Here is a 12,387-nt window from a genome sequence, read left to right on the forward strand (position 1 = left end):
CCACCCCCGAGCCCCACCCGCTCGTGGTGGGGCTCCCCGCCCCTGTTCGGAGACCCCCTTGTTCGTGCACTACTCCGCTCGCGCGGGCCTTACCCTGCTGTGCCTGGCGCCGCTCCTGACTCTGGTGACGGGACCCACTCTCACCCCTGTGGCCCTGGCCTTCACAGCGCTCGGCCTGCTGTACGTCAGCCTCTTCCGCCATCTGCGGAGGCCCTGCGTCCTCTGCGCCCAGACGATGCCGACCAACCCGGCCGACGAGGCGACCCGCCGATGGTGGATGCTCGCCCTCATCCACCGAGTCCCGGACCGGCCCGGGTTGAAGGTCGTCGCCACCTGTGTGGGGTGCGGTCTCCTCGCGGGAGCGGTAGCCCCGCTCACCACCCCGGCCATCCTGTCCCTGCCCGCCATGGTGGTCACCGTCCTGTGGCTGTCCGCCGAGGCCCACATGCGTCTGAGCCCCTGGTGCCCCTGGTGCCGCCGGGGCGGCGGAGGAAGCACCGACCCCGCACCCACCGCGCCGACCGGCCCCCGGATGAAAGCGCCCATGACGCGCTGATCACGACTCGGAAAGGGGCACGGTGGCTGGGATGATGATCCGGTTCATGTCACCCACGACACCCGGAGCCATCACCGTGACCCCTGCCGAACTGAAATCCCTCCGCGAATACCTCGGCCTCACCGCCGACGCCCTCGGCCGGGCCCTGACCTCCGCCTCAGCGGGCAGGACCGTCCGCCACTGGGAGGCGGGAAAGTACGACATCCCGGATGGCGTCGCCGCCGAGGTTCACAACTTGGTCGCCTTCACGGACTCCTACGTGGAGGAGATCGCCTCCAAACTGCGATCCCAGACCGCCCCCACCCTGACCGTGTACCGCGACGACCCCGAGTACCACCACGTGCACCCGGACATGAACCGGTGGACCGCCGCGTGGCACCGGGCCGTGTCCGTGCGCGCCGCCCGCCAGGCCGGTGGGGAGGTCCGCATCGTTTTTCCCGAGTAGAAAGGGCACCACCGTGTCGACCGCGTTCGGCCCACCCATCGACCTCAGCACCCTCCCCGGATGGCAGACGACTACGACCCGCTCCCGGCGCGTGGCGTTCGCTGGCCGGGTGTCCACCAAGGACAACCAGGACCCCACCAGCTCGATCCCCCGCCAGGTCGCGTTGGCCTCCGAACGCCTGGAGGATGGTGAGAGCTTCGTCGCGCACTTCTACGACGTCGAGTCCGGGATGCTCCCCCCGGCGCTACGGGGTCTGGGCTCCATGGAGATGTATGACGCTCTCGCCATCCCCGTCCCCCGGGACGGCGGACTCCAGGAACTCCTCGACCAAGCCGAGCACCGCGGCATCACCCACGTGATCGCGGAGCGCTCTGACCGGGTCGCCCGCGCCATGCTCACCAGCCTCACCGTGGAACACGAGCTGGAGAAGGTGGGCGTGGAGGTGGTCTATGCGAACGAACCGACCGGCGGCACCAAGACGGGCCAGCTGCGGACCCGCAGGTACAGCCAGGTCGACGCAGAGCTGTACCGGTACGCCCTGGTGGAGATGTCCATGGGCGGGCAGATCCAGCACGCCGTCAACGGGTGGAACCACGGGGTGCCGCCCTACCCCTACGTGGCGGTGGTGGATGAGAACGCGCCCGAGAGGGAGGGGTCCCGGTTCGGGGTTGCGCGGCCGAAGAAGCTGCTCGTCCCGCACCCCGACCCGCGCCGCTTCGAGGCAGCCCGTGAGCTGTGCCGTCTGCGCCGGGAGGAGCACTTGAAGTCGTCGGACATCATCGCGATCCTGTCTGCCGCCCCGGATCGGTATCCGGGACGGTGGACGCCCTCCCGGGTGGAGGGGTTGATCGCGAACCCGAAGCTCACCGGATACCAGGTGTACAACCGGCGGGCGACCCGCACCAGCACGCCCGGAATGAGTCCGTGGAACCCCATATCGGAATGGGCGTGGTCCCCCACTGTGGTGCATGAACCCGTGGTGTCCATTCAGGAATGGGCCGAGGCCCGGGAAGTCACCGCCGGCCTCCGAGCGCGCAGGACCGAGGAGTCCGGCGGGTTGACGCGCATCCGCGCGGCGGCAAGCGAGTTGGGGGTCACCGTCGTTCGGCTTGACCACAGCGACTCGCACGCGATCTACCGAGTCGGGTCTCAGCGGCTGGTGCTGCCCACCCCGATCCCGGACCTGATCGTGCACCAGGTGATCGAGGACCTGAGAGCGGGTGCGAAATGAGCGAGAGAAGAGTGTGCGAGGCCCAGCGGCGAGGACGGATGTGGATCGTCTCGGTGGAGGGAGTGTACGCACACGGGCGGACGCTGGAGGCGTTGGCGACCGCCACCATGAAGGCGTTAGCCCTCGCGCAGGTGCCGGTCAGCCAGGTGGAAATCGTCCCGGTCACACCTGAACTGGTCGAAATGAGAAAGGACCGGTCAGCGTATGAGAGCTCACTGCGGAAGGCGGTGGTCCACTTGGCTCTTCGTCACGCGTCTCTGCGAGACATGGCGAAGGCGACCGGCGTGAATGTGCCAACGGTGAAAAGAATCCTGGCTTCCCACGAGGAAGAAACCGAGCGCTCCGCCGAAGACGTGGACGGGCCGCCTCAGAGCGAGTAGGGTTATCCTCAATTCCTCGTCCAGCGGGGATGGGCCGTTCTTTTCCGGCCGAGAGGCTTCGAGCTTCGTTTGCTCCCTGCACCTTGCGGGGATGGGCCCTGCTATGACTGCTCCGGGTTGCTCGTGGCCGCCTGCTTCCCGCGCACGCGGGGATGGACCCGTCGCCCACGAGCACCAGGACGACGTCCTCAACTGCTCCCCGCGCACGCGGGGATGAACTCCGGGTGACGAGTGGGGTTTGCGCACGTCAGGCACTATAGGACTATGCGCACACCCGAGTGGGACGTAGAGAGGGCCCTGGACCCGTGGCTCCTCACAGCCGTCCCGGAACTGAGGGACCGGCCGCGCGCTGCCGCGAGGATCGGCTGGCGGATCGCCGTCGCCATGCTGCGGGCGCGAAGCCGAGGCGGGGAACCGGCGCCCTTGGCTCTCAGCTGGACCATCCCGCTCGAAAGCGTCGAGGGCCTGCTCCGCCTCGACACCATCCGGCACGTGCGGGGGCTCCAGGCCTCGTCGAAAATGACCGCGCCGGACTTCGTTCTCGAAGAGCGGCTTGAGTACCTGCGGGCGGTCGGGCCGGAGCTGCCCGTGGAAACCCCGAAGTAGCGGATGCTACGTCTCCGCGTCCAGGTCCCGGGGCACGTCCTCCGGGGCCAGGTCGGGGCGCAGGCGCGCGTACCTGACCGGATGCCGCCACCGCCAGGACACCACGGCCGAGTCCGGGCACACCTCCACCACCACGTGCGGTTCCACGCGGGTGTAGTGCTGCCTTCCCTCACTCCCCCACGTCGCCGCGAGGGTCGCGGGCCACGGGTGATCGTCCGTCTTCACCACGTGCGGCGCGAGTTCTTCGGACTGCTCCGGGGAGAGGTCCGAGGTCCGCCCCGCCACCCGCAGCTCGCCGGTCGCGGAGTCCACGCGGCCCAGGATGAGCGCGCGGGGGGCCCGCGCGTGCCCGACGATCCCGCCCACGATCGCCTCGGTGGTGACGCGGTGCTTCCACTTGCGCCAGTCCCTGCGGCCCGGACGGTAGGAGCGGCGCGCGTCCTTGATCATCACGCCCTCCACCCCCACGGCGGGCATCTCGTCCCACCACTGCATGGCGACCTCCGGGTTGTCGGTCTGCCAGCCGAGCGTGAGCGGCGAGGGCTGCTCGACCAGCTCCATGAGACGTTCCAGTTCCCCGCGCCGGTGGGAGAGCGCCCGGTGCGTGAGGTCCCGGCCACCGGCCCTCAGCAGGTCGAACACCACGAGGTGGCACGGGTCGGTGCGCGCCAGGGCGCGGGCGTGGCGGACCGAGGCACCGTTCCGCCTCAGCAGGGCCCCGAAGTCCAGCCGCCCGTCGTCCGCCCACCGGATGATCTCCCCGTCCAGCAGGACGCCCTCGGGGAGCTGACTGTCCAGGGCGTCAGCGAGTTCCGGGAACCGCTGGTGGAGCGGCCGGTCATTCTTGGACGACATCCTGACCGGCCCGGTCTCGGCCAGGCACCGGAAGCCGTCCCACTTCGGCTCGTACAACAGTCCGGGGCCGGTGGGTAGGGCATCCACAGCAGTCGCGAGCATCGGTTCCACCCCCGGCCCGTACCCGGAGGCTAGCCAGCGGGAGCCCAACACCCGCCCCCTGAACGCAAAAAAGGCGCCTCACCTCCCGAAACTGGGAGGTGAGGCGCTTCGTTCGTCGCCGGGTCCCCACCCTGGCTTCCGAACACCTGTTCTAAGGATAGATGCCTTATCGGAAGTCAGCAACCCGCTCAGATGGGGATACCGACCGTGAACCCCAACCGGGTGACCGGCGCAGGTGCGGAGTCCGGTTCAGCGGGGCCGATCCACTCCCCGCCTGCGATGGCGAGGTGGCTGACCCACAGCGGAGGCGGCACCCGGCCCAACGCGTAGTCGATCGCAGACCGGGTTTCGGGGCCCGCGGACCCGTCTACCGGGGTGACGCCGAGGTCGCGTTGAACCCGCTGGACCAACAGGTGCATCCGCTCGTCGAAGTCGCCGTTGGCCCCGCCCGCGCCGAGGGAGTATCCGAGGTCAACGAGTTCGTTCTGAAGGGTTCGCACCTCCGCGCCGCTGCTCCCCCACTGCACCAGCGGACGGTCACGCCGCCACCGGTACCCGGTCAGGTCCAGGGTGCGGCCCGGGTCCGGAAGACCGGTCCACGCGTTGCCCCGGTACCCGGTGGTGGAATGCCCAGGGAACGCCCGCACCTGCAACGACTCTCCGGCGTACCGCATTTCGATCCGCCACCACTGGCCGATCGTCACACCCACACCGTCCTGCTCGTCCCACTGGATCGCGGGCGCCGCCAGGCCGGGGGGCTGCAACCGGGTGCCGATGTTTCCAGCGGCGGTGGCGTGCACCACCCACGCGTGAGTGGGAAGAACCGCCGCCGTCCGGACCTCCCCGATGCCGAGGCCGGCGTCCTGGAGGGTCGGTACCCAGCTGTACCAGCGGGCCGACCATGGCCCTGTGGTGGGGAGGTTGACACGTAGGTGTGGAGTTTCCTCCCGGTGGCCGCCGGAGGCGAGGCGGATGGAGAGTCGGCCGCGCACGGTCTCCGTGTCGTCGTAGGTGGCGCGGGTTCCGGGGTGGCGGATGGTGACGGTACCGGCCTGGGAGGAGTCAGCGAGGCGGGTGTTGGTGACCTGCTGGCCTGACGGCCCGGTCAGGGTGTTCTCGGCCAGGAGCGGGTAGGTGATCTCGACCCGCTCGAAGTCCACCCACGGGGCATCGTTCGTGTTCTCTCCGAACGCCGACAGGGCCACCCCTGCGTCCCCGCCCGGGATGGTGTCTACGCTGACTGTCCGGTCCAGCTGCCACCCGGACGGTTCCGGGGAGGCCGCCGACCACACGCGGGCGCGGAGCCGGTGACCGTCCACCCGCGCCCGAACACGTAGGCGTGACCCGGCACCGTAGGTCACCCCGGTGTCGACGGACGGGCCGACCTGGGTGACCCCCCGGGTGGCGGACAGGGTCACCCCACCTTCGAGGTCCAACCCCACCCGCACCCGGTAGAACACGCTCGCGGCCTGGCGGCGCAGGATGATCCCGACCAACAGCGGGGCGCCCACGGACAGCTGCCCCACCCGGAAGTGGGCGAGGACCTGGCTGTCCCCCCACGGGCGGGGGATGGTCTGGGAGCGCACACCGCCCGGGTTCGTGGGGAGGCTGATGCGGGCCGCACCGGGGACCACACGGCGTTCCTCCGGGGTGCCGCCGTTGGCCTGCCACCCCAGCCCGGACGGGGTGTCCCCCCACCCGGTGGCGGTGGTGCGGGGGAACGTGTCCACGACGGTCGTCATCGGATCATCACCTGCATGGTGACGTCCGCGACCTCGTCATCCACATCCCCCGGTTCGATCCGGACGGTCAGCCCGGACCCGTCCGAGACGGTGGCGTCCGGGGCGACCACCCCCACCGGGTTGTCCGGGGTCAACGCCACGGCCGCGACCACGGTCTGTGTGCCGGTGTCGGGGTCGATCCGGAGCACGGAGCAGACAAGTTCCCCGCTGGCGACGGTGGCCTGGGCGCGCACCCTGGGGATGGTCTGGGAGCGGCCGTCGTCGTTGTAGTACGGGTGCGGGCTGGTGCGGGGTTCCTCAACCCGGCCGGGGTGGGTCCACATGAGTGGGTGCGCTGACCCGGTGGGTTCGCCGGGGTCCTCCCCTCCCCCACCGTTCCCTCCCTGTTCCAGGGTGTGGACCCGGGACTCGACCGCGCCAACGATGGTGGGCCAGTCCGAGGTGGTGATGACCCATCGGCCCTGGGCGTCGTTTCCGTCGTCCGGGTCGTCCGGGTCGCCGGGATCGGTGGGTTCCGGGCCGATGAGGAGACGACGCACCTCGTCAGGGCCCCGGAAACGCGGGATGTCCCCGTACTCCCCAGCGATGAGGTGGTCGACCTGGTCGCCGGACGCGTTGAGGAGGTCCATGACCCGCTCGCCGCTGCCGTGGTCGTAGCACCAGAGGCGGACACCGGGGACGAGGATGGTTTGGTAGCCGACTGTTTCGCCGGGGAGGTGGGCCTGCTGGCCGGGGCTGATGACGTAGTCGGCGGGGCCTCCGCCGTACCAGTACCTCATGGGCCCGTCCTCGCTGTTCTGTTGTGGTGGTGTGGGGGGTACTGCTGGGGTCAGGCCTGGTCCGCGGTCGGCGCGGCGGGGATCTCAGCGGCGGGCACGTACACCGGGGTGTGGGTGGTGGTGCCGAAGGAGAGAAGGAGGCGACCGAGACGCTGGGCGGTCTGTCCGGCGCGGGTCTCCAGGACTCGGCCGAGCAGGTAGTAGCCACCGCCGACGAGGAACGCGACGGCGGGTTCCAGGGCGGGCTCGATGACGGCGGCGAGAGCGGTCTCGGGGAGGGTGATGCCCTGTCCGGCGGCGAGCGCGGCGACGGCGCCGACGAGGTACGGGAGCAGGGTGCGGACGACGGCGGCGGACTCAATACGACGAGACATGTGATGCCTTCCTTCGACAAATAGAAAAAACCATCCCGGGATGTGAGATGGTTTGTCGGTGTGTGGCGCTAGCGTGATTGCTTCAGCAACCAGAGGAGCAGCAGCGCCGATGAATAACGTGGTGGTATTTGATGAAGTCAACTCATTCGGACAATGGGTTGACGCAATCTCAGATATCGGGATTCACGGATTGGGGTTCAACATCGCCACCGCGAGGTTCGGCCGCCAGAACCGCGTGCTGTTCTGTCCTGTCAGCTCAGGAAAGAGCCACTTCCATCCGTTCTTGGCGCTGCGGGGTTGGAAACATCCACCAGACGCTGAGAGCACTGGCCGGTACGTGGAGTTCAGCGGTGACCTCTCCCCCGTCGCCCTCACCAGGAGGCGAGGCGAACAGGCTGTGCTCCGGGCTCGGAAACTCGCCGGACGAACCCGCGCCTTGTGCGCGTTGTGCCGGGCCCCGTACCCCGAGGGCCTTTTGGAGTTGGCGCACATCAAACCCCGCACCGAATGCACGGACCAGGAAAAGCTTGACCTGTGGAACACGATGCTGGTGTGCGGCCAGTGCCATTCCCTGTTCGACAAGGGCCTGTTGTGGGTGGGCGGCACGGGGACGGTGCGGTGGGAAGGCGGGTTCGGGCCCGGCCACCCGCTGACCGTGTGGGGTGAGTGGGCGGCCGGGGGCCAGTGCCTGGAGTTCCGGTCCCAGACCCGTGGGTTCTTCCGTGCCCGGTTGTCGTACAGCCGAGTTCTCACCTGATCGGGAGGATCAGGACCGGGCCGTGGTGGCAGAGAACGAGGTCGTTGAGCGACCAGACAGCGCAGGTCACAGCCACCCCGAGGGCGAACCCAGCCGCGACCCACAGCACGGGGTGCGGCCGGGTTCGGTAGGTCAGGTGACGGGGCTGGTCCACGCGGCACGCCAGGTGTCGGGGCCCACGATGCCGTCCACCCCGAGCCGCTTCTCGGTCTGGAACTGGCGGGCGACCCGGGCGCTGGCGGGCCCGTACATGCCGTCCACTCCGATCGACCAGCCGCGGTCCCTCATACGCTGCTGCCAGGTGCGTGCCGAGGCGTGGGTGGTGAAGTCGGACAGGTACACGCCGGGCCAGGAGGGGACGCCAGAGCCGGGCTTCGAGGCCGCCGCGCTGAGGCCGAGGTGGGCGAGGGTTTCGGGTCCGGCGATGCCGTCCACACCGAGGCCGTGCTTCTTCTGGTACGCGCGGACCGCTTTCTCGGTGTCGGGACCGTAGTAGCCATCTGCGGTGACGCCGAGCGCCTTCTGGAGAGGCTTGATGGCGGGCCCGTACTCGTACAGCTGGAACAGGCCGTCGCCGTTCTCCGGCCGGTACTCGCCCGAGCTGCCCCCGGTAGTGGGGGTTCCGTTGCCCTTCTTCCCGAACGTGCCGTCCTGGACGAGCTTGTACAGCGGGGTGCCGGGGCACGACGTGCTGACGAAGTCGCGGTGCCCCCGGATCGCGGAACCCATGCCTCGGGCCATGAGGTAGGCGCGCAGGTCACGCACTCCCTGGATCTGCGCCTGGGTGGGCTGCTCGTTGCCGCCGATCATCAGGGAGACGCTGTACCAGTTGGCGTTCCCGGAGGTAGTGCCCTGGGCGGCCTGGTAGCGGTTGAGGCCCCGGCCGGTGAACACCTCCCCGTTCACCGCGACTCCGAACGAGTATCCGAGGTCGGCCCACCCGTTGTCGTTGACGTGGCTGGACCGGACGCCCTTCCAGTAGCGGACGCAGTCAGCCTGCGTCTTCAGGTTGGTGGGGCCGCCGTTGTAGTGGATGACGAGGCCGGAGCGCGGGTTGGCGTAGTCCGCGCCGCTGGCCCCCCAGCCGAAGTAGGAGCGGGGGCGAAGGATCATGCTGGGCTCTTTCTGTGGGCATGGGAAAGGGCCCCGTCCAGGAAGGTGCGGGGCCCCGAAGAAGGGGGAGACGGGAGGTGGTCTAGGCGGTGGGGAAGACCAAGCCGGGTCGGTGGCCCGTGGCACGCACCGACTGGCGGACCTCGATCTCGTAGTGCTCCGACAGCGCTGTGAAGAACGCGTTCGCGGCCTGGTCCAGGTGCTCCTCGATCGGTGTGGCGTCAACGCTCAGCCGGATCTCACCGGCCATGCCTCCGCCCAGCTGGACTCGGATGGTGTAGTCGACCTGCTCGTGCCGGTAGTCGTACAACGGGGTCTCCTCTGGGATCACTGGGTGGGGAAGAACGTGCCGGGCCGGGATGCAGCCGCGGACACACGCTTGGCGACCCGGATCGGGCTTTCGGCGTGGATGACCTGGCAGAACGCACGCATGGCGGCATCCAGCGTCTCCGGGGAGTAGCGGGCGTTGGAAGGCGACTTGGTGTCGTCCACGGTCACCTCCAGCCACCCTTCGTACTGCTCCGTCATTGCCATCTCGTACCGAAACGGGGTACCGACCCAAAAGTCGTAGTCGGGTTCGGTAGGGATCTCGGGTTCACACACGGGGCTCTCCTTGCGTTGGTGGATCGGGGTTGATGGTGATGTCCTGCTGGACAACGGGCGTGGCCCGGTCGCGGGCGGTGAGCTTGTCCACCTGCTTGGTGAGAGCTGCCACGGCCGTCTCAGTGCGGCGGGTAGCGTCCTTCAGCGACGTGCCCTCGTTGTGCTCCACCTCGTGCTGCACCACAGCGAGCTGCTGCTCCATGGACGCCATACGCTCCATCACCCCCGGGCGGGCCTCCACCCCCGGCCGGGCGGGTTCACCGATCAGGTCATCGGCCAGATGGCCCAACTTGCGCAGCACCGGGACGATCTTTCGGAGCGCCGCCCACACAGCGGTGATGGCTCCAGCAGCAGCGGCGAGAGTCCCCCACAGCTCCAGGGACGCGAGTTCAGACGTCATAAGCGAAGTTGTCGAGGGCGATCCAGCGCGGGGCGTGCTCGTGAAACGCGATGACCTGCCCCGGCAACCGGTTCGACGCGTTCTCGCTGGCGACCTCCAGGCGGCAGGTCGCCCCCCACGAGCCGCCGGAGTTCCGGGACTCAGCTGCCCCCACGGCTCGCACCCACGCATTCGGGCGGGCCGCGGCCGGAAGGCGCGCGTAGTAGTCGTTGTTCGGGAGCGCGTTGCCGTTGGTGCGGGAGATCGTGCCGCGTAGCTCGACCCGGCCCGGGGTGATGAACCTCCAGGACGGGGACCGGCCGTGCCCGGGGGTGGTGTACCCGGACCGTAGGGTGATGGGCTGCCACGCGGTGGGGAACTCGGTTTCGGTGACGAGCCGCCACGAGTCGCCCACCCTCATCAGGATGCGGCCCGTGTCGCTCTCATAGATCAGTTGCCCCTCGAAGGTCTCCGGGGGCCGGTTCGTGGAATGGCACGGCACCGCCCCACCCGGGGACGTGAACTCACGAACCCGCAGGTCCACATCGCCTGGGGCGACGACGGTGGACCCCCCGGCCACGACGATGACGGCGAGCACCATGTCCCACACCCCGGCCGGGTTACGGGTGGGGTTGGGTGGGGTGGACGCGCCCGGGGAGCCGGGCAGGATGACCACGGTCGCCTCGTCGGCCTGCGGGTCCGCGCGCACCACGACCAGGTCCCGGCGGGGCTGCCCTGAGGTGTTGGCCTGGATGCCCCGGGTGATGGGGACACTGATCCGGTACCAGTAGCCGCCGACGAGCGCGTACCCGGTGCCGATGGTGATGAGGCCGGTTCCGGTGGCGGTGACCTCCATCCGCTGCCCGGCGTCGGCCCCGGCGGTGACGACCCCGGAGGGTGAGAACTGGCGGTACCAGCGGGCGAGGTCTTCGGCGGTGTCGAGGTCGGACTCAGCGAAAACGCCGGACTGCTCGGCCACGAGCCGCCTCCTTTCATGACGAAGGGCCCCTGCACCGTGTGGTGCGGGGCCCTGTGGGGTTGAGAGACAGTGGGTTAGGTGGCGGCCAGGGCGGCGACCTCCCGCCGCAACCGCCTGAGTGCCCGGTAGGTGCGGGGCAGGTGCACGGCGTCCCCGACGATCGGGGTGATGGTCTGCCCGTCTGTTGGGGTGCGCCGGTACACGACCTCGCGGATCAGGTCGGTGACGGTGCCGCGTGGGGTGTCGAAGTTGACCCGGTCACCGAGGCCGACGTCTTCTCCCCACACGAGCCCTTCGGTGGGGAGCAGGTCGAACGCCACCGTCTGCTGCGCGGCGGCCTCGGCGAACCGTTCCTCCGCCTGCTGGACGGACGCCACGGCGGGGTCGACCCACTCGGTGTCATCCGGCCCGTCCGGGGCCGGTTTCAGGTCTCGGGAGTCCTTGAACTCCTCGATCACCAGCCCCGGCCACAGCGGCGACAGCTGCGTGTACTGGAACAGGAGCCGGTCCTTGCCTTCGCCACCCGCACCGATGATGTAGTGGGTGACCTCGGGGGGCGTCAGTTCGTATGTGTACGTGCCGACGTTGCCGAGCTCAACGGAGAACCCCATCTCATCGGTCAGGTCGCGGGGTTCGTACACCCCGAACACGAGGTCGGTCCCGTGTTGGAGGACCCGCCATCCGAGGCCAGCACCGGCCGCTAGGGCGAACGCGTGCTCGTGCAGATCCGTGAACCGCTCCGATGAGGTGATGGTGGGGCCGCGCCCCTGCGAGGTGGGCACGACCAGGCCCGGGTGGCGGCGGCCGGTGAGTGCTGCGGGTCCGGCCTGCCGGTTGATCAGGGTGCCCAGGACGGTTTCGGCGGGGCCGGTGATCGCGGTGCGGTCCACCGTGTGTTTGACCCCGGCCGGAGTGATGGGGCTGGTGTGGGACGGGTAGATGATGCGGCGGAACGCTGAGGTGTCGGAGATGCCGGTGAACGTGGAGGCTTCCGCGCCGTCCGGGTTGTCAGTTCCGGCGTCGTCGGTGATCTCGGAGACGAGCCGGTTGATGGGGCCGGAGAACACGACCTGGCCGTTGATCTCGAACTGGATGCCCGCCCCTTCTTCGAGTAGGGCGGCGGATTCGGTGTCGGCGTCGACCACGATCTTCCATGCCCCGTGGTCTAGGTGCCGGTCCCGGATCTCCAGTTCCTGTTCGTCGTCGATTTCACCGATCATCTCCCGGTCGGCGTTACGGACTCGGATGACCCACTCGTCCACGGCGCTCCTCACACCTAACATGTTGCCACTGTTGCTCGTGAAACAATTGAATACTCTTGCTCCGAGTCTCATCCCCTGCAATCCGATGGCGTGGCCAAGACTGGCCAGAACCTCGTGCACAAGGTAATAATGGGCTACCTTCATACATGAGCATTCACTCACGAATACAAAGACCAGGACACGCATGAGATCATACGCAAACACCTCCAAGCGATTAGTCGCTG

16 protein-coding genes are annotated in these 12,387 nt (G+C 68.9%); 6 read left to right on the forward strand and 10 right to left on the reverse strand.

Going from position 1 to position 12,387, the window contains the following annotated elements; all coding sequences use genetic code 11:
- Nucleotides 1-58: 58 nt before the first annotated feature.
- From AC0VYL_RS16205 to AC0VYL_RS16225, 5 genes are all read left to right on the forward strand, one after another.
- Nucleotides 59-556: a hypothetical protein gene (locus AC0VYL_RS16205; protein ID WP_475480657.1), complete on the forward strand. Its 498-nt coding sequence runs from the start codon at nt 59-61 to the stop codon at nt 554-556.
- 46 nt (nt 557-602) lie between these two features.
- Nucleotides 603-1,001 (forward strand): Aca2/YdiL-like domain-containing protein, encoded by a 399-nt coding sequence (locus AC0VYL_RS16210; protein ID WP_475480658.1) that lies wholly within the window; start codon nt 603-605, stop codon nt 999-1,001.
- Between the two features lie 13 nt (nt 1,002-1,014).
- Nucleotides 1,015-2,232, forward strand: a complete 1,218-nt coding sequence (locus AC0VYL_RS16215; protein WP_475480659.1) for a recombinase family protein — start codon at nt 1,015-1,017, stop codon at nt 2,230-2,232.
- Nucleotides 2,229-2,612 carry a hypothetical protein gene (locus AC0VYL_RS16220; RefSeq protein ID WP_475480660.1) on the forward strand — a complete coding sequence of 128 codons (384 nt, stop codon included), beginning with the start codon at nt 2,229-2,231 and terminating at the stop codon, nt 2,610-2,612. Before AC0VYL_RS16215 ends, AC0VYL_RS16220 begins: the two co-directional genes overlap by 4 nt.
- 264 nt (nt 2,613-2,876) lie before the next feature.
- The gene (locus AC0VYL_RS16225; RefSeq protein ID WP_475480661.1) at nt 2,877-3,218 is read left to right on the forward strand and encodes a hypothetical protein; all 342 of its coding nucleotides are present in this window, start codon (nt 2,877-2,879) and stop codon (nt 3,216-3,218) included.
- Nucleotides 3,219-3,224: 6 nt separating this feature from the next.
- Here AC0VYL_RS16225 and AC0VYL_RS16230 read toward each other — a convergent pair whose 3' ends face one another.
- The 4 genes from AC0VYL_RS16230 to AC0VYL_RS16245 all read right to left on the reverse strand — a co-directional run bounded on the left by AC0VYL_RS16230 (nt 3,225) and on the right by AC0VYL_RS16245 (nt 7,070).
- A complete protein-coding gene (locus AC0VYL_RS16230) occupies nt 3,225-4,175 on the reverse strand; it encodes an ATP-dependent DNA ligase (RefSeq protein ID WP_475480662.1) in 951 nt (316 codons plus the stop codon).
- A 188-nt stretch (nt 4,176-4,363) separates the two neighbouring features.
- Nucleotides 4,364-5,917, reverse strand: coding sequence for a peptidoglycan-binding domain-containing protein (locus AC0VYL_RS16235; protein WP_475480663.1), 1,554 nt, complete (start codon nt 5,915-5,917; stop codon nt 4,364-4,366).
- Nucleotides 5,914-6,696, reverse strand: coding sequence for a hypothetical protein (locus AC0VYL_RS16240; protein WP_475480664.1), 783 nt, complete (start codon nt 6,694-6,696; stop codon nt 5,914-5,916). The genes AC0VYL_RS16235 and AC0VYL_RS16240 overlap by 4 nt, the downstream gene beginning before the upstream one ends.
- A 50-nt stretch (nt 6,697-6,746) precedes the next feature.
- The gene (locus AC0VYL_RS16245) at nt 6,747-7,070 is read right to left on the reverse strand and encodes a hypothetical protein (protein ID WP_475480665.1); all 324 of its coding nucleotides are present in this window, start codon (nt 7,068-7,070) and stop codon (nt 6,747-6,749) included.
- A gap of 109 nt (nt 7,071-7,179) precedes the next feature.
- On the opposite strand from AC0VYL_RS16245, the gene AC0VYL_RS16250 reads away from it, so the two are divergent.
- On the forward strand, nt 7,180-7,827 hold the full coding sequence (locus AC0VYL_RS16250; RefSeq protein WP_475480666.1) for an HNH endonuclease signature motif containing protein: 648 nt from the start codon (nt 7,180-7,182) through the stop codon (nt 7,825-7,827).
- Nucleotides 7,828-7,959: 132 nt separating this feature from the next.
- Here the strand turns inward: AC0VYL_RS16250 and AC0VYL_RS16255 are convergent, their stop codons facing one another.
- The 6 genes from AC0VYL_RS16255 to AC0VYL_RS16280 all read right to left on the reverse strand — a co-directional run bounded on the left by AC0VYL_RS16255 (nt 7,960) and on the right by AC0VYL_RS16280 (nt 12,184).
- Complete coding sequence (locus tag AC0VYL_RS16255; RefSeq protein ID WP_475480667.1) at nt 7,960-8,940, reverse strand: peptidoglycan recognition protein family protein; 981 nt, start codon at nt 8,938-8,940, stop codon at nt 7,960-7,962.
- An 82-nt stretch (nt 8,941-9,022) separates the two neighbouring features.
- The gene (locus tag AC0VYL_RS16260) at nt 9,023-9,250 is read right to left on the reverse strand and encodes a hypothetical protein (protein ID WP_475480668.1); all 228 of its coding nucleotides are present in this window, start codon (nt 9,248-9,250) and stop codon (nt 9,023-9,025) included.
- Between the two features lie 17 nt (nt 9,251-9,267).
- Nucleotides 9,268-9,468 carry a hypothetical protein gene (locus tag AC0VYL_RS16265; RefSeq protein ID WP_475480669.1) on the reverse strand — a complete coding sequence of 67 codons (201 nt, stop codon included), beginning with the start codon at nt 9,466-9,468 and terminating at the stop codon, nt 9,268-9,270.
- 67 nt (nt 9,469-9,535) lie between these two features.
- A complete protein-coding gene (locus AC0VYL_RS16270) occupies nt 9,536-9,943 on the reverse strand; it encodes a hypothetical protein (protein ID WP_475480670.1) in 408 nt (135 codons plus the stop codon).
- Nucleotides 9,933-10,901: a hypothetical protein gene (locus AC0VYL_RS16275; RefSeq protein WP_475480671.1), complete on the reverse strand. Its 969-nt coding sequence runs from the start codon at nt 10,899-10,901 to the stop codon at nt 9,933-9,935. Before AC0VYL_RS16275 ends, AC0VYL_RS16270 begins: the two co-directional genes overlap by 11 nt.
- A gap of 74 nt (nt 10,902-10,975) precedes the next feature.
- Nucleotides 10,976-12,184: a Gp37-like protein gene (locus tag AC0VYL_RS16280; protein WP_475480672.1), complete on the reverse strand. Its 1,209-nt coding sequence runs from the start codon at nt 12,182-12,184 to the stop codon at nt 10,976-10,978.
- Between the last annotated feature and the right edge of the window lie 203 nt (nt 12,185-12,387).

Source organism: Nocardiopsis sp. iso_238 (assembly GCF_056173325.1).